Genomic DNA, 22608 nt, shown 5'->3' on the forward strand with positions numbered 1-22608 from the left:
CGGCGGACCGGCCGCGATCATCTGGGAAGGACAGCGACATGCAGGGCGACAAGCGGGTCATCGAATTCCTCAACGAGCAGCTGAGCGCCGAGCTCACCGCCATCAACCAGTACTTCCTGCACGCCAAGATGCAGGAGAACTGGGGCTACACCAAGCTGGCGAAGTACACCCGGGCCGAGTCGCTCGATGAGATGCGCCACGCCGAGATCCTCACCGACCGCATCCTCTTCCTCGAAGGGCTGCCGAACTACCAGCGGCTCTTCCCGCTGCGGATCGGGCAGAGCGTGCCGGAGATCTTCCGCTGCGACCGGGAGATCGAGGTCGAGGCCATCGACCGCCTCAAGCGCGGCATCGAGTACATGGAGTCGGTCAAGGACTACGTCTCGCGCGACCTCTTCGAGGGCATCCTCAAGGACGAGGAGCACCACATCGACTACCTGGACACGCAGCTCGACATCGTCGAGAAGATCGGCGAGGAGCTGTACATCCAGTCGCTCATCGAGCAGCCGAGCGAGGCGTAGCGGCGCCGCGGAGTGCTCGGTTGCGGAGGTGCTCGACGCTGGGGCGGTAGTTCCGTTCGGTGAGAGAGAACATCTACCGGCCGAGCGAGTGCTCTCGGCGCCGGGGCCATGGAACTTTCGGCGCGGTTATCGGACGCGGAGCCGCTCGCCGCGGGTGCGGCGGAGGCTTCGCCTCCGGTGACGACAGGCGTCCATCGGACATGGCAGAGGGGGCCGGCGGCAGCCGGCCCCCTCTCCTTTTGCGGTAGAGCCCCTCACATCTCCACCACAGTGGTATGCCGTCGCTGGTCTTGACAGCGTCGACCATGGGATCGTAACATATCGATACTTTGAATGAAAGTTTCGCGAAACTTTCAGTCAGAACTTCTGAGAACACGTCCGGATCGACCTGATACAAGAGGGATAGCGGGGCGGAGCGCGAGCCGGGCGCTCCGCCCCTTCCGCGCCGAACTCCCGTATGCCCTTCCCGCACGGGACGGGTGCCGGACGCTCGGGCAACGCCGACTGACCCGCGCCTCTTCACCAGGTCGCAGTCCGCTCGCTCACTTGCCACGCCGCAGCATCGGGACGTGCGGGATGCCGTCCTCGACGAACTCCTCGCCGTGCTCGGCGAAGCCGTACCGGCGGTAGAACCCGGCCGCATAGGACTGCGCGTCGAGCGCGACGTCGGCCTCCGGCCCGGCCGCTTCGAGCGCGGCGGCCATGAGCGCCCCGCTCAACCCCCGCCCGCGCTCGCCCTGGGCGCAGCAGACCCGCCCGATCCGCCACCCGCCGCCGTCGCGCAGCAGCCGCAGGCAGGCGACGGCGCGGGCGCCCTCGCCGATCCAGAAGTGGACGGTCTCCGGCTCGGTGTCGCGGTCGTCGAGGTCCGGATAGGCGCACTCCTGCTCGACGACGAACACCTCCTGCCGCAGCCGCGCCAGGCCGAACACCGTCGCACCGTCGAGGTCGGCGAACCGGCCGTGTCGTATGTCGCGCATGAGGGCAATTAGAGCAGGGGCGCGCGCCGCCGAAGCGGCACACGCCCGCGATGTGGTCTTCTCTAAAGCGCGGCCCAGCCCTAAGCCGCGACCAGTCGGCGCTGCCACCATTCGATGGTCTCGGCGAGCGCCGCCTCGGTGCCGGTCGGCTCGTCGCCGAACGTCTCGGTGAAGTCCGAGGACTCCATGACGTACGGGCCGTCCCACTGGTGGCGGGTCTCGGTGATGCCGCGCATGGCCGGCTGGAACGTCCCGATCACCCTGATCAGGAGCCACCACGGCAGCCGCCTGACCGCGACCGCGTCGCGCCCGAGGAGCCTCGCCAGCGCCTCGGCCATCTCGCGCTGCGACCGCGCCGGGGCGGTCGGGACGTGCCAGGGCCGTCCCCACGCCCGGTCGTCGCCGCCGAGCCGCACCAGCGCGTTCGCCACGTCGGGGATGTAGGTGAAGCTGTGCGGCGCGTCCGGGTCGCCGAACACCGAGAGGTTCTTACCCTCGATGACGGGCCGCACGAACCGCTCGCCGAGCATGGCGTCGGCCAGGGCCCCGGGCCCGAAGTAGTCGGAGCCGCGCGCCTCGGTGAAGCGCAGGTCGCCGGCGCGGTGCAGCGCCATCGCGTCCTCCCACATCTTGATGCGGATCTGCCCCTTGTGGCCGGGGGAGCGCAGCGGGGTCCGCTCGGTCATCGGCTCGCTGACGGGCCCGTAGACGTAGAGGTTGCCGGTGTTGACCAGGCTCGCACCGTGGGCCTTGGCGGCGGCGAGGATGGCGGCGAACATGGGCGGCCACTCCTCGGCCCACTGGTGGTACCCGGCGGGGTTGGCGCAGTTGTAGATGACATCGGCCCCGGCGGTGGCGGCGGTGAGCGCCGCGGCGTCGCGGGCGTCGACCTTGGCGTGTTCGATGCCTGGGGCGTCGGTGCCGCCGGAGCGGCTGAGCACCCGGACGCGCTCGCCCCGGTCGGCGAGGATGCGGGCGACGGTGGAGCCGATCTGGCCTTTGCCGAGGATCACGTGGTCGGTCATGGGGGTTCCCTTCTCGCGATTGAGAGCGGTGCTCTCGTCATGAATCAACGATCGCACGCTGAAGCGAAACTGTCAAGAGCACTGCTCTCTTTTTTGTGCAGTGATCTACGACGCTTCGGCGAGAAGGGAACCCCGAAGCCGCTCAGGCGTACTCGTCGGCGATCTCCCGCGCCCGGTCGCGGGCCGCCTCGACCGCGTCGGTCACCGCCGAGCGCACCCGGTGGTTGTCCAGCTGGCGCACCGCGCTGATCGTCGTCCCCGCCGGGGACTCCACCGCCTCGCGCAGCTCGGCGGGGGAGGCGTCGGCCTCGCTGACCATCCGCGCCGCCCCGAGCGCCGTCTGCGCCACCAGCTCGCACGCCACCGCCCGCGGCAGCCCCATGAGGACGCTCGCCTCGGTCATCGCCTCGGCCAGGTAGTAGAAGTAGGCCGGGCCCGAACCCGAGATCGCGGTGACCGCGTCCTGGTGCTTCTCCTCGACGATGAGCGTGCGGCCCAGCGGCGTGAACAGCTCCTCGACCGAGGCCAGGCACGCCGCGTCGGCGTGGGTGCCCGCCGAGAGCACCGTCATCGCCTCGTCGACCAGCGCCGGGGTGTTCGGCATCGCCCGCACCACCGGCGTCGAATCGGGCAGGCGCTTCTCGAAGAACGCCGTCGGCAGCCCCGCGCAGATGCTCACCACGGGCACGCCCGCGACGAAGACGCCGTGCAGCTCCTCCAACAGCGCCGCCGCGTCCTGCGGCTTGACCGCCACCACGACCACGTCGGCGCGCCGCACCGCCTCGGCGTTCGGCTCCACGGCCACGCCGTAGGCCTCGCGCAGCTCCGCGGCGCGCTCGGCGCTGCGCGCCGTCGCCACCACCGAGCCGTGCTCCCAGCCCGCGCGCAGCAGGCCCGACAGGATCGCCTGCCCCATCTTCCCGGCTCCCAGTACCGCCACCGTCCGCATGGCCGCTCCTCTCGAAATCGGTTGCCCCACCGATTGTGCCCCCTCCGGCGTCCCCGCACACCGCCCGAAGGCCCCCGTACCGGCACATGGACCATGCGCGGGGGCCGATCCCGATATGGTCGTGACGTGAGCGCTTCCGAAGAATCCAAGTCGGGCAACGCCCAGCGGCCGGCGGACTCCGGCCCCGACGACTACGCCGCCAACTTCGTACTCCTGCTGGCCTTCGCCGCGGTCGTCATCTCCCTCTTCGTCTTCCACGCCGGCATCGCGCTCGCCGCCATCTGCCTCAGCGTCATCGGCGTCGGCCTCAAGATCGCCGGAGCGGTCCGCCACGCCGCCGGGCGCCGCCTCTGAGAGGACTGCTGCGGTTGGCGGTTCGGCCACTTTTCTGACACTATTTCGTCACCTGCCCGTGGCCCGCCGCCCGGACGGGCGTCAACGGTCAGGAGGCCCCCGTGTCCGCAGGCGTCGAAGCGCTCGAACCGCGCCGGTTCTTCGCCGACCTCTCCTCCGGCCACCTCCTGCACGACTCCCAGATCCGGCCCGCCTACGCGCTCGCGGCCCCCACCCCGCTCGAAGTGTGGCGGCGCAACCTCGACATCGTCGCGGCGGTCCTGGGCGCCGTCGGCGTCGACTGCTTCGCCGTGCCCGGCCGCAGCCTCACCCGCCCCGTCGTCGGCGTCGACGCGCTCGACCGCCACCGCGTATGCGCCGCCCTGGCGATGCTCTGCGACACCACCGGCGGCCGCCTCTCGGTCCCCGAGCCGTCCGCATCGCACGACATCGGCGACGTCCCGGTGGTGCGCGCCGACTGGCTGTGGACCGAGCCCACCCGCAGCCTCGTCTTCGGCGCCGAGTACGGCTGCGACGTCGAGTTCTGGACCGAGACGGCCGACGGCTGCCTGCTCGCGCCGCGCCACAACCGCGTCAGCCCGATCGTCCGGCAGGGCGGCGCGCCCGTGACCGCCCCGGCCGGGCTGTTCACCGCGCTCGCCGCGGGTCCGCGCGATGACGTGCCCGGCGTCGTCACCCGCCCCGAGTTCGCCGTGCCCGGCCCGGACCACGTGGACTTCCCGATCGACGTCGTCTACACCTGGGTCGACGGCGCCGACCGCGCCTGGCGCCGCCGCCGGGAGGCCGCTCGCCCGCCCTACCACCCCGACTCGGCCAGCGAGGCCCGCTTCGCCGACCGCGAGGAGCTGCGCTACTCGCTGCGCTCGCTGCACCTGAACGCCCCGTGGGTGCGCCGCGTTCACCTCGTGACCGACGCGCAGCGGCCCCGCTGGCTCGACACCGAGGTCCCCGGCCTCACCGTCGTCGACCACACCGAGCTGTTCGACGACCCCGGACGCCTGCCGACGTTCAACTCCCACGCCATCGAGACGCAGCTGCACCGCATCGAAGGGCTCTCGGAGCACTTCCTGTACCTCAACGACGACATGTTCGTCGGCCGCCCGCTCGGGCCGCGGACGTTCTTCGAGCCGGGCGGGATCGGCCGCTTCTTCCCGGCCGAGGCGTTCGTGGGGCCCGGCCCGGCGAGCGCGGCCGACGCGCCGCCGAACGCGGCCTTCAAGAACGACCGGGCCCTGGTGGAGCGGGCGTTCGGGCGGACGGTCTCGCAGATGATGAAGCACGCGCCGTACCCGATGCTGCGCAGCGTGCTCGCCGAGGTGGAGAAGGAGTTCGGCCCGGCCCACGCCGCGACGGCGGGCAGCGCCTTCCGCGACGTCGACGACGTGTCGGTGGTGACCCTGCACCACTACTACGCGCTCCTGACCGGCCGCGCGGTGGCGGGCGACGTCCACGACGCCTACCTCGAACTGGGATGGCCGGACCTCGCCGAGCGCCTGGCGGTGCTGCTGGAGCGCAGGGACCGCGACACGTTCTGCGTCAACGACGACGGCGCCACCGACCCGGCCGACGAGCGGCAGGCGGCGCTGCGGGCGTTCCTCGATGCCTACTTCCCGGTGCCCTCGCCGTACGAGCGCTGAGTGCGCCCGTGCGAATCCTCCGCCGTGAGGTGTGGCCCCGCCCGTGCCGGGGCACTCCCGGGCCCGGAGGGAACGCGCTGCGCGCGTCCGCGACGCCGAGGGGGAACCGTGCTGCAAATCGTCGAACTCAACGACCAGGTCATCAACGAGGTCTCCTGGAAGACCCCGATCGAGCTGCACACCGGCGGCGGCTGGACGCTCGACATCGAATCCGAAGTGGCGGTGACCGACACCGGCGGCGATCGCTTCACCTTCGCGGGCGACGACAAGGCCGCCCCGAGCTCGCTCCAGCCCGAGCTGTCGGGCCGCATCATCGAGGAGGCCGTGGTCGGGGCGCCGACCGGCCTGCGCATCGACTTCGGCGGCGGGGTGCAGCTCACCGCGCCCGCGGCCCCCGACTTCGAGGCGTGGCACCTGACCGGCCCCGAAGGCCAGCGGATCGTCTGCCTGCCCGGCGGCGAGGTCTCGGTGCAGGGCGGCAGCCGCCCCGTTTGAAGCACGAAGACGGTGCCTTGAAGTGCAAAGACGGTGCCTTGAAGTGCAAAGACGGCGCCTTGAAGTGCAAAGACGGCGCCTCGAAATGCAAAGACAGCGCTTCCAAATGCAGAGACGGCGCCGGGCTCCCTGTCCCGCCCGGCGCCGACGATCAGCGCCTCACTTCAGGCCGCGGCGCTCCAGCAGCGGCTCGATCTCGGCGTCGCGGCCCCGGAAGCGCCGGTAGGACTCCATCGGGTCGATCGACCCGCCCTTGCTCAGCAGGAACTCGCGGAAGTGGTCGCCGTTCTCCCGCGTCAGCCCGCCGTGCTCCTTGAACCACTCCACCGTGTCGGCGTCGAGGATCTCCGACCAGATGTAGGAGTAGTAGCCGGCCGAGTAGCCGCCCGCGAAGATGTGCGCGAAGTAGCCCGAGCGGTAGCGCGGGGCGATCTGCTCCATCGCGATCCCGGCGTCCTGGAGGGCCCGGCGCTCGAAGGCCTCCACCGCGGCCGCGGCGTCGTCGCCCGCCTCCGGCACGTCCTCGGGCGCGAGCCGGTGCCACGCCTGGTCGAGGATCGCCGCCGCCAGGTACTCGGTCGAGGAGAAGCCCTCGCCGAAGGAGCCCGACGCCTCCCACTGCTCCAGCAGCTCCGCCGGGGCGGCCTCGCCGGTGACGTGGTGGCGCGCGTACTCCGCAACGACCTCCGGCCACAGGATCCACATCTCGTTGACCTGCGAGGGGTACTCCACGAAGTCGCGCGGCGTCGAGGTCATCGACGTCTTCGGGTAGCGGCAGGCCGAGAACAGCCCGTGGAGGGCGTGCCCGAACTCGTGGAACATCGTCCGCACATTGTCGACGGTGACCAGCGCGGGCTCGCCCGCGGGCGGCTTGACGATGTTGAGGTTGTTGACCACCACCGGCCGGTCGCCGGTCAGCTCCGACTGGACGACGATCGGGTTCATCCACGCGCCGCCCTTCTTGGAGTCGCGCGTGAAGAAATCGGCCAGGAACAGCCCCAGCGCCGTCCCGTCCGCGTCGAAGACCTCGAAGACCCGCACGTCCGGGTGGTAGCCGACGAGGTCGTCCCGCTCGGTGAACGTCAGGCCGAACTCGCGGCCGGCGGCGGCGAACACGCCGTCGAACAGGACCCGGTCGAGTTCCAGGTACGGCCGCAGCGCGTCGGCGTCGAAGCCGTACTTGGCCCGCCGGACCTTCGCGGCGTAGTAGGACCAGTCCCAGGCTTCGAGCGGGAAGCCGCCGTCCTCGGCGTCGACGAGCTCTTGGAGTTCGGCGGCCTCGGCGCGGGCGTTGCGCACCGACGCGGCCGCGAGCCCGGCGAGGCGCTCGGCGATGATCCCGGCGTCGCCCGCGGTCTGGTCGGCGGCGATGTAGTCGGCGTGGTGCTCGAAGCCGAGCATCCGGGCCTTCTCGGCGCGCAGCCGCACCATCGCCAGCAGCGTGGCGGCGTTCTCCGCGCCGCGGGAGGTCGACGCCTTCCACAGCCGCTCGCGCAGGCCGCGGTCGCTCAGCTGCTCGAGCTGCGGGTGGTTGCTGAACAGGCTCTGGGTGAGCAGGTAGCCCTCCAGACCGCGGTCGGAAGCGGCCGCGGCGGCGGCCTTGACGGCCGCCTCGCCCAGCCCGTCGAGCTCGGAGGAGTCGGTGACGTGGACGGCCGCGTCGTTGATGTCGGCCAGGACCTGCTGGTTGTACTTCGCCGACAGCTCGGCCAGTTCGGCGTTGATCCGGGACAGGCGCGCCTTGCCCTCCTCGTCGAGCGCGGCGCCGCCGCGGACGAACTCGGAGTGGTAGCGCTCGAGGAGGCGGTCGTCCTGCTCGTCGAGGCCGAGCTCCTCGCGGCGGCGCCACAGGGCGTCGACGCGGGCGAACAGCGCGGCGTCGAGGAGGATCCTGTCGCGGTGCTCGGCGAGCCTGGGCCCGATCTCGGTCTCGACGGCCTGGTGGTCCGCGTCGGTGTCGGAGGTGTTCTTGTTGTAGAACGCCATGCTGACGCGGGCGAGGACGCCCGTCCCGGCCCGCTCCAGGGCCACGACGGTGTTCGCGAAGGTCGGCTCCTCGTCCTGGGCGGTGATGGCCGCGACGGCGGCGAGCTCCTCGGCCATGCCCGCCTCGAAGGCCGGCAGGTAGTGCTCGACGGCGACGTCCTCGAACCGGGGGAGATGGTAGGGCAGATCGGAGACGGTCAGAAACGGGTTGTCGGTCACGGAGGTTCCCTCTCGACGAAGCTTGCGGGTAGGCCCATTGTCGTCCGGGCCCGCGGCCGCGCGTCGCGAATCCCGGCGCCGGTGCCCGGCGGTGGCCGAATCCTATTCCGGCTACCTGCCGACCGGCAAGTTCATTGGCGGCGGCCGGCAGCGCCCGACAACCTCACCCGCTGCGGCCGTGCCGCATTACTATCGAGGCCATGTCTGATTCGAGTCCGCTGTTCGTGGCCAGTGACGTCCACGGCCATTACGATGCGCTCGTCAGGGCGCTGCGCGACCGCGGACTGGTCGGCGAGGACGCCGAGTGGACCGGCGGCGACGCGCGGCTGTGGATCCTCGGCGACCTGTTCGACCGCGGCGCGGACGGCGTGGCGGTGGTGCGGCTGCTGCGCGGTCTCGCCGAGGCCGCCGCCGCCGAGGGCGGGAGCGTCGACACCCTCATCGGCAACCACGAGATCCTCGTGCTGGGCTCCAAGCGCTTCGGGGACCGCGGCTTCACCGACGTCGACGGCCTGGAGCGGCAGTTCCTGCACTGGTGGGTCCTCAACGGCGGCTTCGAGGAGGACCTGGAGAAGCTGACCGAGGACGAGGTCGAGTGGCTGCGCACCAGGCGCGTGATCCACCTGGCCGACCGGTCGCTGCTGATGCACTCCGACACCGAGGCCTACCTCGGTTACGGGCGCAGCGAGGAGACCGTGAACGCGGCGGCGCGCGAGGTGCTCGCCTCGGACGACCCCGAGGAGTGGTGGCAGCTGTTCCGGGAGCTGACGCGCCGCCACGAGTTCATGGGCGCCGACGGTCCGGCGCGGGTGCGCGCGATGCTGCGCTCGTTCGGCGGCGAGGAGCTCGTCCACGGCCACTCGACGATTCCGGACACCACCGGCGTGGACCCGAGCGAGGTGACCGAGCCGCGGCGCTACTGCGACGGCATGGTGCTCAATGTGGATGGCGGCGTGTACCAGGGCGGCCGTTCGCTGGTGGTGCGGCTGGGCTTAACCGCCGCCCCCGCAACGGCGCCGCGGTTGCGGCGAAACTCCTTTGTGTCAGGTATCCGACACAATGCCCTGACCACGCGAATCGGCATTCCGCATGTCCGCGCCTCCCGCGAACGAGGGTCGTAAAACCGTCATATCGATACGTAACGCTCATATCCGAGCGACGGCGGAACGATACTGTAGGGAAACCCCGGCGGAGTGTCACAAAGCCCGCTCACGGCCGTTGTGCCGCGGGCGAAAAGCCTGTAGACACATAGTTGGTCGGAATCGGCCGAAAGCGGTGCGTGTGGGCGCGGCTCAAGGCTTATGACCGCTTCGACCGGAGCGGCCCCGACGGACGGCGGTCGCGGAGGCGACCGCCGCCGTCCGCGCCGCGAGACCGACTGCACGACACCGACTGCACGCCAACTGCACAGCACCAACTACGCAATGCCAACTACACAGTGCCGATCACACAACGAGAAACCCGATGAATTGCGTTTAACTCCTATAAGGACGGTGGGGTCTGATGGAGTCCGAAACACAGCCCATGGGGCGGCGAGTGGCGTATTGGCGCCACCGCCGCGGCATGTCGCAACAAGTATTCGCCGATCGCATCGGCAAGTCCAAGAGCTGGGTCGACAAGATCGAGCGGGGCGTCCGACGCCTCGACAAGTACTCGGTCATCACCGAGCTCGCCGAAGCCCTCAGCATCGACGCCGGGCAGCTGCTCGGCCGCGAACCCAAACGCCGACCCGGACTGGGCGGCTGCCTCGACCAAGTGGAGGTCGAGTCCATCCGCCAGTCCCTCGAACGATACGAACGCCTCGGGCGCTTCCTCGAAGCCGCCCCGATCGAGCCGACCCCGATACCCGAACTCCGCGGCGCCGTCACCTACGCGTGGCTCGCCTTCGAGAAGGGCCACTACCCGGTCGTCGCCCGATCGCTCATCCAGCTCCTGCGCGACACACCCGTCGCCGAGGACAACCCCGTCGGCGGCACCAGCGCCGACGCCGCCGAACTGCTGACCCAGGTCTACCAGATCGCCTCGACGGTGCTGCGCAAACTCGGCGAGGCCCAGCTCGCCTGGCTCGCCGCCGACCGCGCCATCAGCGCCGCCCAGAGGGGCAACGATCCGCTCCTGGCGGGCATCGCCACCACCAGAGTCGCCAACGCGCTCCGGGCGCTCGGCCGCTACCAGGCCGCGCTCGACCTCAACGTGCAGGTCGCCCACGGGCTCATCAGCGACACCGGCGGCGAATCGGCCAGCCCCCAGGCCATCAGCGTCTACGGGGCGCTCCTGCTCCAGGGCGCCATGGCCGCCGCACTCGCGGGCGAGAGCGCGACCAGCTCCGACCTGCTCGACAGCGCCGACCGCGCCGCCGCCATCCTCGGCCGCGACGCCAACCACTACTACACCTCGTTCGGACCGACGAACGTCCTGCTGCACCGCGCCGCCGCGCTCGTCGAGCTCGGCGAGGGCGCCGACGCGCTCGCCGTCCACGACGGCATCGACCAGGCCGCGCTCGCCGACCTCGTCGCCGAGCGGCGCGCCCACCACTACCTCGACATGGCCAGGGCCTGCGTCCAGGTCGGCGACGTCGAACGGGCGGGCAGGGCCCTGACCGCCGCCGAGCGCACCGCCCCGGCCGAGATCCGCTGCCGCCCCATCGCCATCGAGCTCATCGACCAGATCCTCCACCGCACCAGGGGCGAACCGACGCCCGAGATGCGGCGGCTGGCCGAGCAGGTCGGCGCCCTGAACTGACCGGCCGCGCGTGGAAGGGGCGCGCCCTGGCACGCCCCTTCCGCGCCCCGCCGGCGGTCAATAGACTCCTAGGCATGCCGACGCTGAGTGAAGTGACCGCCGCGCTCGACCGGATCTATCCGCGCCACTGGGCCCAGGACTGGGACCGCGTCGGCGTCGTCTGCGGCCGAGGCGACATCGCGGTGCGGCGCGTCCTGTGCACCGTCGACGTCGTCCCCGAGACCGTCATCGAGGCCATCGAACGCGGCTGCGACCTCATCGTCGCCCACCACCCCCTGCTGCTGCGCGGCGTCTCCAGCCTCGACCCGGCCGAGGACTACAAGGGCGACCTCGTCCACACCCTCATCGAGCGCAGCGTCGGCCTCTACGTCGCGCACACCAACGCCGACGTCGCCGACCCCGGCGTCTCCGACGCCCTGGCCGACCGCCTCGGCCTGCGCGACACGCGCCCGCTGCGCCCCCTCGAAGGCCCCGAGCACGAGGGCACCGGCAGGGGCATCGGCCGCATCGGCACCATCCCTGCGACCACCTTCGCGGCATTCGCCGAGCACGCCGCGAAGGCCCTGCCACCCACCGCCTGGGGCGTGCGCGGCGCGGGCGAGCCCGGCCGGACCGTGCGCTCCGTGGCCGTGTGCGGCGGCGCGGGCGACGCCTACCTCGCCGACGCGGTCGCGGCCGGGGCCGACGTCTTCCTCACCGCCGACCTCAGGCACCATCCCGCGAGCGAGCACCTCGCCCGCGGCGGCCCGGCCCTCGTCGACGCCGCCCACTGGGCGACCGAGCGCCCCTGGCTCGATACTGTTGCGGGACAACTGTCGGATCTCGCAGACGACGTGACCGTCTCCGACATCGACACCGATCCGTGGACGATCCATCAGAATTCCGGGGTGAACCGAGTTGAAAGCTGACCTGTTCGATCAGCGCCGACTGCTCGACCTGCAAGCCGTCGACACCACGCTCACCCAGCTGGAGCAGCGGCGCCGCAGACTCGACGCCGACACGACGGCCGCCGACGCCCGCCGCCGCCTCCAGGCTCTCGCGGACCGGGCCGCGTCCCTCACCGGCGACATCGCCGACCTCGACCGCGACATCAAGCGGATCGAGCAGGAGGTCGAGCTGGTGACCAAGCGCGCCGCCGCCGACCGCGACCGCATGGCCTCCGGCGCGGCGGGCGCCAAAGAACTCGAAGGACTCCAGAGCGAGCTCGAATCGCTCGCGCGCCGCCAAGGCACCCTGGAGGACGACGAGCTCGAGTTCATGGAGCGCCGCGAAGGGCTCGAAGCCGAGGCCGAGGCCGCCCGCGCCCAGTCCGTCGAGGCCCAGAACGCCGTCGACGACGCCGAGGCCGCACGGGAGCGGGCGCTCGCCGAGATCGACGCCGAGACCGCCGACGCCGAGTCCGACCGCGTCGCCCTGACCGTCTCGATCCCCGACCGGCTCGTCGAGCTCTACGAGCGCATCCACGCCAAGCAGCCGATCGCCGCCGCCGAACTGGTCGGGCGCCGCTGCGGCTCGTGCCGCATCGAGAAGTCCCCGGCCGACATGATCCCCATCCGCCAGGCCCCCATCGACGAGGTCCTGCGCTGCGAGGAGTGCGGCGCCGTCCTCATCCGCACCGAGCTGCCCTCGACCGGCTCGAAGCCCAGCGCCTCCGAGGAAGAGCTCAAGAAGTACACCTAGACGCGAGGCGAGGGGCGGACCGGCCGGTCCGCCCCTCGCCTCGATGTCTTGAGCGCCCTCAGGCCTCGCCGACGCGCTTACTGAAGTCTGCCCAGCGCTCGACCAACGCCGTAGCGGCGCCGTCGTCGACCGCCTTCGCGGCCTTCTTCAGCCCCGCCTCCAGCATCGCCCGCCTGCGGGCCACGTCGTGCAGGTCCGCGCCCTGCGCCAGGCCCTCGCGCGAGGCCAGCGCCGCGGCCGCGTTGATGAGCACCGCGTCCCGCACCGGCCCTGCCGCCCCGGCGAACACCTCGCGGGCGACGTTCGTGTTGAACTCCAGGTCGCCGCCGCGCAGCGCCTCCTGCCCGGCCTTCACCAGGCCGAACTCCTCGATGTCGATGCTTCCTTCGGAGACCCGACCGCCGGAGACCACCCATTCGGTGGTCGTCGACGACGTCGAGATCTCGTCCAGGCCGTCGTCGCCGCGGACGACGAACACCGAGGCGCCGCGCTCGGCGAACACCTGCGCCATCAGCGGCGCCATCTTCGGGTCCGCGCAGCCGATGAGCCCGGCCTTCGGCTGGCCCGGGTTCGTCAGCGGACCCAGCACGTTGAACACGGTCGGGATGCCCAGCGCGGCCCGCACCGGGCCCGCATGGCGCATGCCGGGGTGGAACGTCCTGGCGAAGCAGAAGCCGATGCCGACCTCGCGGACCGACGCCTCGACGCGGTCGGCCGAGGCCTCCAGGTCCACGCCGAGGGCCTCCAGCAGGTCGGCCGAGCCGACGCTCGACGAGGCCGAGCGGTTCCCGTGCTTGATCACCGGCACGCCCGAGGCGGCCACGATGATCGCCGCCATCGTGGAGATGTTCACGCTGTTGGAGCCGTCGCCGCCAGTGCCGACGATGTCGACCGCGACGCCCAGGTCGGTCAGGTCGATCCGCGTCGTCTCGGCGAGCATCCGCCCGGCGATCGCCGCGATCTCGGCGGCGGTCTCGCCCTTCGAGCGCAGCAGCACCGCGAACGCCGCCAGCTGCGCCGGGTCGGCGTTGCCGGCCATGATCTGCGCCATCGCCCAGTCGGCGCTGGCCTCGTCGAGGTGGTCGCCGCCCGACAGGCGCGCGAGGACGTCAGGCCAGGTCGGGACGGCCTGCGCCCCGGCTGCGGCGACGGCGAGGGAAGGGTGGGCCGGATCGGTCATGGAGACTCCAAGAGCTCATGCTCGGCGCACGGGGTCCGCCGAGGTCGAAAGCGGCGCTCAGGCGGCGCGCTGTGCGGGCACCGCCGCCGAGCGGCGGTCGACCAGCAAGTCTACTACCGTCTGCCCGGTCGTCACGGGGTTGAGCGGGTGGCTCAGGACGGCGTCGGCGCGCGACCAGGCCGCGAGCCAGCGGTCGGCGGCGCGCGCCACCACCACGGCGAGGAGGGGGACTTGCGGAAGCTTCGCTTCCTCCGGTTTGGGGGAAGACGTCGCTTGCGACGTCGGCGGGTGGGGCGACGGGCGCGGGCCGAACTCGTCGCGGAGCTGGCGGGCGATGCCGAGTCCTCCGGCGGGCTGGGCCTCCCCGTCGAGCAGGACCAGGTCGATCTCATAGCGGTCGATCAGGCCCACCGCGTCGTCGTAGTCGCCGGCCACGGCGTACTCGATCCGGACGCCCTCGACGGGCTCGTCCCCGATCGCGGAGCGCATCTGCTCGATCACGGCGGGTCGGTGGCTGTAGAGCAGCACCGCGTACTCGGTCGTTGAGGTAGTCACGCCTCGCATATTAAACCGGCCACACTCAAATGGAAAGACCGGAGGCGGCCACTTCCGCGACTCACTCCGCCCACAGTGGGCAAACCATGGGTGACCTGCGGACTCGATGAAAAGGGACCCGAGCCTACCTCCGGCCGACACGCGGGAAAAACACACCCCATGCACAGGTTGCGAGTGCCGAGCCGTAATAATGTGCCCGTGACTGCCGCCGAAGCAACTATCGACCCCAGCCGGATCCACTCACTGACAAGGCCCAATGTCGTCAGTGTCGGCACCATCGTGTGGTTGAGCAGTGAACTGATGTTCTTTGCCGGCCTGTTCGCGATGTACTTCTCCATCCGCGCCGCCGCACCGGAGCTGTGGGAAGAGCAGACCGAACACCTCGAGATCCCCTACGCGCTCGTGTTCACCGTGATCCTCGTGGCCTCCTCGATCACCTGCCAGCTCGGCGTCTTCGCCGCCGAGAAGGGCGACGTCTACGCGCTGCGCAGGTGGTTCGCCATCACCTTCGTCATGGGGCTCGTCTTCGTGCTCGGCCAGGTCAACGAGTACCGCAACCTCGTCGGCGAGGGCCACACCATCGCCGAGAACGGCTACTGGTCGATGTTCTACCTGACCACCGGCTTCCACGGACTCCACGTGACCGGCGGCCTCGTCGCGTTCATCATCTTCCTCATCCGCACGACGATGGGCCGGTTCACCCCCGCCCAGGCCACCGCCTCCATCGTGGTGTCCTACTACTGGCACTTCGTCGACGTGGTGTGGATCGCGCTGTTCGCGATGATCTACTTCCTCCAGTAACGAGACGGGCCGAAGGCGACCACCGTCGCATCCGGCCGCAATACAGTCAAAGCCCCGGCCCCGCGCCGAGGCGATATCCGAGAAGGCGACGGCCGTCCCCCGGAGACGGCCGCCCGACCGGGCGGAGGCTCCACAGCCCCCACCGGTCTGAGAGCTAGATAAAGGTGAGGCAACAACCGTGGCTGCATCAGCGAAACGCCGCCGAGGCTGGCGCAAGCGCCTCGGCGCGCTGGCCAGGTTCACCGGCGCGTTGGTCATCGTCGGCGGGCTCTACTCGGTGTTCTCGCCGAGTCTGTACGCCCAGGAAGCCGACGACAGCGCCAACGCCGTCGATTCGGAGGTCGTCAAAGGCCAGGAGCTCTACGACACCAGCTGCATCAGCTGCCACGGCGACAACGGCGAGGGCATCGACGGACGCGGACCGAGCCTCATCGGCGTCGGTTCGGCCGCCGTCGAGTTCCAGGTGAACACCGGCCGCATGCCGCTGGCCGCCCAGGGACCCCAGGCCCCCGCCGGGCAGCCCTCCTTCACCGAGGAGGAGGCCGAGTGGATCGGCGCCTACGTCGAGTACCTCGGCGGCGGCGGCACGGTCCCCGACGACCTCGCCGCGATGGTCGAGGACGCCGACACCGCCGAAGGCGGCGACCTGTACCGCGTCAACTGCTCCTCGTGCCACGGCTACGCCGGCGGCGGCGGGGCGCTCTCCTCCGGCGCGCACGCCCCGAGTCTCGACGGCGTCACCGACGAGGAGCTCTACCAGGCGATGCTCATCGGCCCGCAGAACATGCCGACCTTCGCCGACAACGAACTCACCCCTGAGCAGAAGGCCGACATCATCGCCTACGTCCAGTACGTCGTCAACGACGACAGGGACCCCGGCGGGGTGTTCGCCCTCGGACGCTTCGGCCCGTCCACCGAAGGACTCGCCATCTTCCTGGTCGGCATCACGTCGCTGCTGCTGGCCACGCTCTGGATTGCAGGTAAATCGTGAGTGCCCACAACGATGACAAGCGGCCCGACGAGGTCGACCTGAGCGACCCGAAGCTCTCGCGCTTCGACGTCTACCGCGAGGGCCTGCGCCGCGACGACATCGAGATCCTCCACTACGAGCCGCGCTACGCCAAGCCCGGCTCGAAGGTCGAGAAGCGCATGGAGCGCATCGTCGCCTCGATGTTCCTCGGCTCCGGCCTGTTCGCGACGCTGTTCGTGGTCGCCTACATCTGGTGGCCCTGGGAGTACGAGGGCGCCGCCACCTGGCGCGACCCGCAGACCTGGTACACGCCGATCCTCGGCGTCACCCTCGGCCTGTCGCTGCTCCTGATCGCCCTCGCCGTCCTGACCTGGGCCAAGAAGCTGCTGCCGGTCGAGGAGCTCGTCCAGGACCGCCACGACGGCGGCTCCAGCCCCGACGACCGCCGCTTCGCCGAGTCCACCGTCGACACGGTCGTGGACGACATGGGCCTCAAGCGCCGCCCGTTCCTGGTGAAGGCCGCCCTCCTCGGCGCCGCCCCGCTCGGCCTGGCCGCGGTCGCGCCGCTCGGCGGGCTCATCAAGGACCCCGGCGACATGCTCACCGTCACCGGCTGGAACGCCGAGAAGCACAACGACGGCGAGCCCGTCCGCATGATGATGAAGGACGGCGCGCTCGTGCGCCCCGACATGGTCGCGACCGGCGGGCAGATCACCGTCTACCCGGCCATCGAGGGCGGCGCCTCCAACGAGTTCGCCTCCTCGCCGACGCTGCTCATCCGCCTGCGGGCCCAGGACGCGGAGACCCTCCGCGACAACCTGTTCCCGATGTACCAGGACGTCGACGCGCTGTGGGGCGACTTCGTCGCCTACTCCAAGATCTGCACGCACGTCGGCTGCCCGGCCAGCCTCTACGAGCAGCAGAGCCAGCGCCTGCTGTGCCCGTGCCACCAGTCGCAGTTCAACGTGCTCGACAACGCCACCCCCGTCTTCGGCCCGGCGGCCCGGCACCTGCCGATGCTGCCGCTCGGCGTCGACGACGAGGGCTTCTTCTACGCCAAGTCGGACTTCCTGGTGCCCCCAGGGCCGGCGTTCTGGAACCGCCCGTCCCTCCCAGAGGAGGATGAACAGTGAAGCGCCGCAAAGGCACTAGCGAAAGCCTGATGACCAAGGCGGGCGGGGAGCTCGACGACCGCTTCAAGCTCGCGGGACCGGCCCGGAACATCATGAACAAGGTGTTCCCGGACCACTGGTCGTTCCTCTTGGGCGAGATCGCGCTGTTCTCGTTCATCCTGCTGCTGCTGACCGGCACCTTCCTGGCGCTGTTCTTCGAGCCGTCCATGACTCACGTGGTCTACGACGGCTCGTACGTGCCGCTCCAGGGCGTGGGCATGTCCAAGGCCTACGAGTCGGCCCTGAACCTCTCCTTCGAGGTCCGCGGCGGGCTCATCATGCGCCAGATGCACCACTGGGCGACGCTGCTGTTCATGGCGTCGATCCTGGTCCACATGCTGCGCATCTTCTTCACCGGCGCGTTCCGCGCGCCGCGCGAGACCAACTGGATGATCGGCATCCTGCTGTTCTGGCTGGGCTTCTTCGAGGGCTTCATCGGCTACTCGCTGCCCGACGACGGCCTGTCCGGCACCGGCCTGCGGATCGCCGAGGGCATGACCGAGTCGGTCCCGTTCGTGGGCCCGTGGGTCTCGGCCGCGCTGTTCGGCGGCGCCTTCCCCGGCGACGAGGTCATCGCCAGGTTCTACATCATCCACGTGTTCCTGCTGCCGCTCGGCCTCTTGGCGCTCATCACCGTCCACGTCGCCCTGGTGTTCGTGCAGAAGCACACCCAGTGGCCGGGGCCGGGGCGCACCGAGCACAACGTGGTCGGCTTCCGCATGTTCCCGAACTACATCATGAAGCAGGTCGGCTTCATGCTGCTGATCTGGGGCGTGATCACGGCGATGTCGGGCCTGTTCCAGATCAACCCGATCTGGCTGTTCGGCCCGTACGAGGCCTCGATCGTCTCCTCGGCGTCGCAGCCGGACTTCTACGTCATGTTCATGGACGGCCTCATCCGGCTCTTCCCGTCCTGGGAGTTCCGCGCGGCGCCGTACTTCACGCTCCCGGCGGTGTTCTGGCCGGGCATCGTGGGCATGGGCCTGTCGGTGATGCTCCCGCTGCTCTACCCGCTGCTGGAGCGCCGCTTCGCCAAGGACCGCGGGCACCACAACCTGCTGCAGCGCCCGCGCGACAACCCGGCCCGCACGAGCCTGGGCGTCATGGTCGTGGTCCTGTGGGTCGTCGGCGTCGTCTCCGGCGGCAACGACGTGTTCGCCCACGCGTTCCACATCAGCCTGAACGCGATGACGTGGGCCGGCCGCATCGGGATCGTCGTAGGGCCGATCGTGGCCTACTACCTGACCTACCGGATCTGCCTGGGCCTCCAGCAGCACGACCGGGAGGTCCTGGCGCACGGCCTGGAGACCGGCATCCTCATGCGCGACCCGGACGGCCGCTTCTACGAGGTGCACCAGCCGCTGGCCGAGCCCGACGAGCACGGCCACACCGAGCTGGAGTACAGCGGCTCGTGGGTGCCGAAGAAGATGAACCGCGTCGGGGTCCTGGAACCGACCGACCGCGGCTTCTTCAAGTCGATCGAGGAACCCGAGGACAACGGCGCTCGCAAGGGCGAGCGCCGCGACGAGATCGAGGCCGGCAAGCAGTAAGGCCGGCAGCACGGCGGGGCCGCACCGAGCGTGCGGCCCCGCCGTTCGCATGTCCGCCGAAAGCGACCTGTCCGCCGTCGGCGCCCACGGCTCTCGACGATGGGCGCCGCGTGAGACGGACCGGCCCGCCGCCGGATGCTCAGAACCGGTCGTCAGAACCTGTCGACCGTGGTGATGAGCTTCTCGGCCAGCTCGTCGGGGTCGAGCTTCTCCCTGGCCAGCGCCAGGTACATCGAGTCGAGGTCCGGGAAGCCCAGCGACGACGCCACGCCGTGCAGCGGCTGGTCCCCGGCCAGGCCCCGCCCGCGGGCGATCAGCGAGCGCCACAGCCGGTTCTTCCCGGCCTTCAGCTCGTCCTCGAACCGCTGCATCGGGATGATCGGGAGCTCGCCGGTGCTGTCGAGGTCGTCGACGCCCCGCGAGTCGAACCAGTCGTTGATGTGCAGCTGCGCCTCGGGGGTCTTGGCGTGCTCCAGCCACTGCTTCGACGGCCCGTACGGCTGCTCGCCGGTCAGGACCAGCTCCACCGAGTCGCCGTCCCGCAGCGACTGCGACAGCGGCGCGATCTCGCCGTTGACGTAGGCGGCGATGAGCCGGTGGCCCTTGGCCGGACCGGCGCAGTACGCGACGTCGACCGGCGTCGACGCCCGTGGCACCATGACCTGCTCGCCGTCGCCGGTGAACACCAGGATGTCCTGGTCGGCCAGGTCGCAGCGCAGCGAGTCGAGGAACTGCCCGGAGTCGGCGATCTCGTTCTGCCATTCGAGCAGGCGCCGCAGCCACGGCAGCTGCACCTGCGCGGGGTCCGAGCCCGGCTTCCCGAGCCCGGCGACGATCCCGATCTCGGCGGTCTGGTGCATCTCCCGGGTGCGGATGAGGAACTCCACCGGAGCGCCGCCCGGCCCGTTCACCGCGGTGTGCAGCGACTGGTACAGGTTGAACTTCTTGGCCGCGATGAGGTCCCGGAACTTGCCGCCGATCGGCTTCCACAGCTGATGGATCGCCCCGAGGGCCGCGTAGCACTCGGTGGCGGGGCCGTCGACGACGACGACCAGGCGCGGCGGGTCGCTCGGACCGGTCCCGGGGTGCTTCTGCATCTCCCGGTACACCGAGTACGGGTGCCGCGGCCGGTCGAGCAGCTTCGCGGTGACCTTGTAGCCGCGCAGCGCCCGCCGCACCTGCGGGACGATCTCGGCGACCTGCCGGTTGCGGTCGGTGTCGGAGCCGAGGTGCTCCCTGATCCGCTGGAACACCTCCGGTTCGAGCGTCTCCAGGACGATGTCCTCGAGCTCGCGCTTGATGATGTAGAGGCCGAGCCGGTCGGCCAGGGGGATGAGGACGTCCTTGGTGGCCTCGGCGATGCGGATCTGGGAGGCGCGCTTCTTGAACTTGATGGTCCGCATGTTGTGCAGCCGGTCGGCCAGCTTGATGACCATGACGCGGATGTCGCGCCCGGCGGTGAGCACGAGCTTGCGGAACGTCTCGGCCTCGGCGGCCGAGCCGAGGTGGATCTTGTCGAGCTTGGTGACGCCGTCGACCATGACCGCGATCTCGGAGCCGAAGTCCGAGCGGAGCGCCTCCAGCGAGTAGCTGGTGTCCTCGACGGTGTCGTGGAGGAGCCCGGCGGCGATGGTGGCCGTGTCGACGCCGAGGCCCGCGAGGATGGTGGACACCTCGATCGGGTGGGTGATGTAGGGCTCGCCGGACTTGCGGGCCTGGCCGCGGTGCATCTGCTCGGCGATGCGGTAGGCGCGCCTGACCAGGAGGAGGTCGGGTTGCTCGCAGTGCGCGCGGTGGGTCGACTCGAGCTGCGCGACGCGCCCCGCCAGGTCCCACGGGTCGTCCTGTTTCGCAGACCGAGTAGCCGAAAGCAATGCGCGCAACATAGAAGCCTCCGATGCCCAAGGTTGATCGCATTCTAGATGTACAACGAACGGCCGTGAGAATCGACACTGATGACTGTCGGATTTCAGCACCTCCGCCCCGCTGGGGCGCAACCGCTCTGACCGCCGAGGCACGGCGCGGCGGGCCCGATGGCGCCCGTTCAGGGGCCTTACCAGGCCCTACGAGGTCCCGCGCCACTCCGGCGCGGCCACCGGGACGGCCCCGGCCCACCGCTCGGCGCCGTCGACGGGGCACGACCACTCGGACTCGACGGACACCAGCCGCACCTCCGGCCGCGCCAGCCATTCGAGCAGCAGCCGCGCCTCGGCGGCGTGCGCGGCGTCCACGACGTCGGCCACCGGCTCGACGACCCGGGCGGTCTCCTTCAGCCGCGTGATGTGCGGCATGGGGTCGGCGCGCGGCGGCGTCCGCGCGGCACCGGCCAGCAGCCCGTGGCGGATCACGGCGAGCTCCCAGCCGCCGCCCTTGGCCCGGCCCGCCGCGACGATCTCCCCGGCGCCCACGAGGCCCCTGAGGCGCTGCGTCGCGGCCGCCAGCGCCAGGAACGCCCCCAGCTCGTCGCGCTTGGCCGCGGCCGCCTCGAACCGCTCGCCCTCGGACAGCTCGGCGAGCCGCGCGGCGACCGCCTCGGCCACAGGCGTCGGATCGCCCTCCATGGCCGAGGCCGCGTCGCGCGCGATCGCGGCGTACTCCTCGACGCCGACGGCGTGGCGGCACGGCTCGGGGCAGCGGCCGATCTCGCCGAGGATGCACGAGGGGGAGACCCGCTTCGGCGAGAGCCTCGTGCGGCACTGCCGGATCGGCAGCGCCTCCTCGATGGCGCCGATCGCGGCCTGCGCCTGCGTGCCCGAGGACGGCCCGAGCCGCGCCTCGCCCGGCGCGGGCGGCTTGCGCGAGACCGACAGGCGCGGGTACGGCTCGTCGGTCAACCGCACCCAGCTGCGGTGCTCGGGGAACTTCGCGGCCCGGTTGTAGGGCGGCTTGCCGCCGCCGATGAGCCGCAGCTCGGCCACGCCCGCCTCCAGGCGGTGCGCGCACTCGATGACCTCGACGCGCTCGGCAGAGGCGAGCATGTCCCGCAGGCGGCGGCGCTGCTCGGCAGCCGAGAAGTAGCTGCGCACCCGCGCGGCGACGTCGACCGAGACGCCGATGTACAGGGCCCGGTCGTCGGCGTCGCGGAAGATGTAGACGCCCGGCACGTGCGGCAGGCCGTCGGCGAGGTGCCGCTTGCGCCGCTGGAGCTCGGAGGGGATCGCCCGGCAGAACTCGGCCAGGTCCGCGTCGGTGGCGACGCCGTGGCCGGTGGCCCGCTCGATGAGCCCGTGCAGGACCGCGACGGTGGCGCGGGCGTCGTCCAGCGCCCGGTGGTTCGGCGTCACCGGCGAGCCGAAGAGCCGCGCCAGCGTGCCCAGGCGCCGGTTGGGGACCTCGCTCTTCTCGGTGAGGCGGCGGGCCAGGACGACCGTGTCGACGACCGGCGGGCGCGGCCAGCGCGTGTCGCACAGCTCGCAGGCGTGGCGCAGGAAGCCGATGTCGAACCCGGCGTTGTGCGCCACCAGCGTCGCCCCCGAGGCGAACTCCAGGAACGAGGGCAGCACCGCCCCGATCCCCGGGGCCCCGGCGACCATGTCGTCGGTGATGCCGGTCAGGCGCGTGACGCGCGGGTCGATCGGCTCGCCCGGGTCGACCAGTGTGGAGAACTCGCCGACGACCTTGCCGCCCTTGACCTTCACCGCGCCGATCTCGGTGATCCCGCACGCGTCGGCGGCCAGGCCGGTGGTCTCCAGGTCCACCACGCAGAACGTCACCTCGGACAGCGGGGTGCCCAGGCTCTCCAGCGTGGGCTGCGTATAGCCGGCACTCGCTCCGCTCTCATACACGGCTGAC

Annotated in this window: 20 protein-coding genes; 12 read left to right on the forward strand and 8 right to left on the reverse strand. The window is 70.9% G+C overall.

The window, feature by feature from the left end; all coding sequences use genetic code 11:
* Positions 1-38: 38 nt before the first annotated feature.
* On the forward strand, positions 39-521 hold the full coding sequence (bfr, locus tag H613_RS0105015) for a bacterioferritin (protein WP_026922960.1): 483 nt from the start codon (positions 39-41) through the stop codon (positions 519-521).
* 542 nt (positions 522-1063) lie between these two features.
* On the opposite strand, the gene H613_RS0105020 is transcribed toward bfr, so the two are convergent.
* The 3 genes from H613_RS0105020 to proC all read right to left on the reverse strand — a co-directional run bounded on the left by H613_RS0105020 (position 1064) and on the right by proC (position 3475).
* Positions 1064-1501, reverse strand: a complete 438-nt coding sequence (locus tag H613_RS0105020; RefSeq protein WP_026922961.1) for a GNAT family N-acetyltransferase — start codon at positions 1499-1501, stop codon at positions 1064-1066.
* Positions 1502-1581: 80 nt separating this feature from the next.
* Positions 1582-2526, reverse strand: a complete 945-nt coding sequence (locus H613_RS0105025) for an NAD-dependent epimerase/dehydratase family protein (RefSeq protein WP_026922962.1) — start codon at positions 2524-2526, stop codon at positions 1582-1584.
* A gap of 142 nt (positions 2527-2668) precedes the next feature.
* On the reverse strand, positions 2669-3475 hold the full coding sequence (proC, locus tag H613_RS0105030) for a pyrroline-5-carboxylate reductase (protein WP_026922963.1): 807 nt from the start codon (positions 3473-3475) through the stop codon (positions 2669-2671).
* Between the two features lie 126 nt (positions 3476-3601).
* Between proC and H613_RS0105035 the strand changes: the two genes are divergently transcribed.
* The 3 genes from H613_RS0105035 (at position 3602) to H613_RS28910 (ending at position 5961) form a co-directional block, all read left to right on the forward strand.
* On the forward strand, positions 3602-3829 hold the full coding sequence (locus H613_RS0105035) for a hypothetical protein (RefSeq protein ID WP_026922964.1): 228 nt from the start codon (positions 3602-3604) through the stop codon (positions 3827-3829).
* Positions 3830-3930: 101 nt separating this feature from the next.
* Positions 3931-5466, forward strand: a complete 1536-nt coding sequence (locus tag H613_RS0105040) for a stealth family protein (RefSeq protein ID WP_156925832.1) — start codon at positions 3931-3933, stop codon at positions 5464-5466.
* 108 nt (positions 5467-5574) lie between these two features.
* Positions 5575-5961: a DUF6188 family protein gene (locus H613_RS28910; RefSeq protein ID WP_051392957.1), complete on the forward strand. Its 387-nt coding sequence runs from the start codon at positions 5575-5577 to the stop codon at positions 5959-5961.
* Between the two features lie 159 nt (positions 5962-6120).
* Here the strand turns inward: H613_RS28910 and H613_RS0105050 are convergent, their stop codons facing one another.
* A complete protein-coding gene (locus H613_RS0105050; RefSeq protein ID WP_026922966.1) occupies positions 6121-8166 on the reverse strand; it encodes a M3 family metallopeptidase in 2046 nt (681 codons plus the stop codon).
* A gap of 200 nt (positions 8167-8366) precedes the next feature.
* Here H613_RS0105050 and H613_RS24435 point away from each other — a divergent pair, with 200 nt between their 5' ends.
* The 4 genes from H613_RS24435 (at position 8367) to H613_RS24440 (ending at position 12588) form a co-directional block, all read left to right on the forward strand.
* Positions 8367-9287, forward strand: a complete 921-nt coding sequence (locus tag H613_RS24435; RefSeq protein ID WP_051392958.1) for a metallophosphoesterase — start codon at positions 8367-8369, stop codon at positions 9285-9287.
* 382 nt (positions 9288-9669) lie between these two features.
* A complete protein-coding gene (locus H613_RS0105060; RefSeq protein WP_035736271.1) occupies positions 9670-10908 on the forward strand; it encodes a helix-turn-helix domain-containing protein in 1239 nt (412 codons plus the stop codon).
* A 74-nt stretch (positions 10909-10982) separates the two neighbouring features.
* On the forward strand, positions 10983-11816 hold the full coding sequence (locus H613_RS0105065; protein ID WP_026922968.1) for a Nif3-like dinuclear metal center hexameric protein: 834 nt from the start codon (positions 10983-10985) through the stop codon (positions 11814-11816).
* The gene (locus H613_RS24440) at positions 11806-12588 is read left to right on the forward strand and encodes a zinc ribbon domain-containing protein (protein WP_051392959.1); all 783 of its coding nucleotides are present in this window, start codon (positions 11806-11808) and stop codon (positions 12586-12588) included. The genes H613_RS0105065 and H613_RS24440 overlap by 11 nt, the downstream gene beginning before the upstream one ends.
* 58 nt (positions 12589-12646) lie before the next feature.
* Here the strand turns inward: H613_RS24440 and trpD are convergent, their stop codons facing one another.
* Entirely contained in the window at positions 12647-13768 is a 1122-nt protein-coding gene (trpD, locus tag H613_RS24445; RefSeq protein ID WP_051392960.1) for an anthranilate phosphoribosyltransferase, read from the reverse strand.
* Positions 13769-13825: 57 nt separating this feature from the next.
* Positions 13826-14257 carry a hypothetical protein gene (locus tag H613_RS0105080; RefSeq protein ID WP_342673008.1) on the reverse strand — a complete coding sequence of 144 codons (432 nt, stop codon included), beginning with the start codon at positions 14255-14257 and terminating at the stop codon, positions 13826-13828.
* 264 nt (positions 14258-14521) lie between these two features.
* Here H613_RS0105080 and ctaE point away from each other — a divergent pair, with 264 nt between their 5' ends.
* The 4 genes from ctaE to qcrB all read left to right on the forward strand — a co-directional run bounded on the left by ctaE (position 14522) and on the right by qcrB (position 18816).
* On the forward strand, positions 14522-15124 hold the full coding sequence (ctaE, locus tag H613_RS0105085) for an aa3-type cytochrome oxidase subunit III (RefSeq protein WP_026922970.1): 603 nt from the start codon (positions 14522-14524) through the stop codon (positions 15122-15124).
* 178 nt (positions 15125-15302) lie between these two features.
* Positions 15303-16115, forward strand: a complete 813-nt coding sequence (qcrC, locus tag H613_RS0105090) for a cytochrome bc1 complex diheme cytochrome c subunit (RefSeq protein WP_026922971.1) — start codon at positions 15303-15305, stop codon at positions 16113-16115.
* Entirely contained in the window at positions 16112-17227 is a 1116-nt protein-coding gene (qcrA, locus tag H613_RS0105095) for a cytochrome bc1 complex Rieske iron-sulfur subunit (protein WP_026922972.1), read from the forward strand. Before qcrC ends, qcrA begins: the two co-directional genes overlap by 4 nt.
* Entirely contained in the window at positions 17224-18816 is a 1593-nt protein-coding gene (qcrB, locus tag H613_RS0105100) for a cytochrome bc1 complex cytochrome b subunit (protein WP_026922973.1), read from the forward strand. The genes qcrA and qcrB overlap by 4 nt, the downstream gene beginning before the upstream one ends.
* Positions 18817-18968: 152 nt before the next feature.
* Here the strand turns inward: qcrB and H613_RS0105105 are convergent, their stop codons facing one another.
* Both H613_RS0105105 and H613_RS24450 read right to left on the reverse strand, forming a co-directional pair.
* Positions 18969-20690, reverse strand: coding sequence for a RelA/SpoT family protein (locus H613_RS0105105; RefSeq protein ID WP_245598470.1), 1722 nt, complete (start codon positions 20688-20690; stop codon positions 18969-18971).
* A 189-nt stretch (positions 20691-20879) separates the two neighbouring features.
* Positions 20880-22601, reverse strand: coding sequence for a DEDD exonuclease domain-containing protein (locus tag H613_RS24450; protein ID WP_051392962.1), 1722 nt, complete (start codon positions 22599-22601; stop codon positions 20880-20882).
* Between the last annotated feature and the right edge of the window lie 7 nt (positions 22602-22608).

This window comes from Glycomyces arizonensis DSM 44726, assembly GCF_000482705.1.
Classification (GTDB): Bacteria; Actinomycetota; Actinomycetes; order Mycobacteriales; family Micromonosporaceae; genus Glycomyces; species Glycomyces arizonensis.

Coding starts and splice junctions, on each gene's coding strand:
- bfr (WP_026922960.1), top strand. CDS start 39: ATGCAGGGCGACAAGCGGGTCATCGAATTCCTCAACGAGCAGCTGAGC.
- H613_RS0105020 (WP_026922961.1), bottom strand. CDS start 1,501: ATGCGCGACATACGACACGGCCGGTTCGCCGACCTCGACGGTGCGACG.
- H613_RS0105025 (WP_026922962.1), bottom strand. CDS start 2,526: ATGACCGACCACGTGATCCTCGGCAAAGGCCAGATCGGCTCCACCGTC.
- proC (WP_026922963.1), bottom strand. CDS start 3,475: ATGCGGACGGTGGCGGTACTGGGAGCCGGGAAGATGGGGCAGGCGATC.
- H613_RS24435 (WP_051392958.1), top strand. CDS start 8,367: ATGTCTGATTCGAGTCCGCTGTTCGTGGCCAGTGACGTCCACGGCCAT.
- H613_RS0105060 (WP_035736271.1), top strand. CDS start 9,670: ATGGAGTCCGAAACACAGCCCATGGGGCGGCGAGTGGCGTATTGGCGC.
- H613_RS0105065 (WP_026922968.1), top strand. CDS start 10,983: ATGCCGACGCTGAGTGAAGTGACCGCCGCGCTCGACCGGATCTATCCG.
- trpD (WP_051392960.1), bottom strand. CDS start 13,768: ATGACCGATCCGGCCCACCCTTCCCTCGCCGTCGCCGCAGCCGGGGCG.
- H613_RS0105080 (WP_342673008.1), bottom strand. CDS start 14,257: ATGCGCTCCGCGATCGGGGACGAGCCCGTCGAGGGCGTCCGGATCGAG.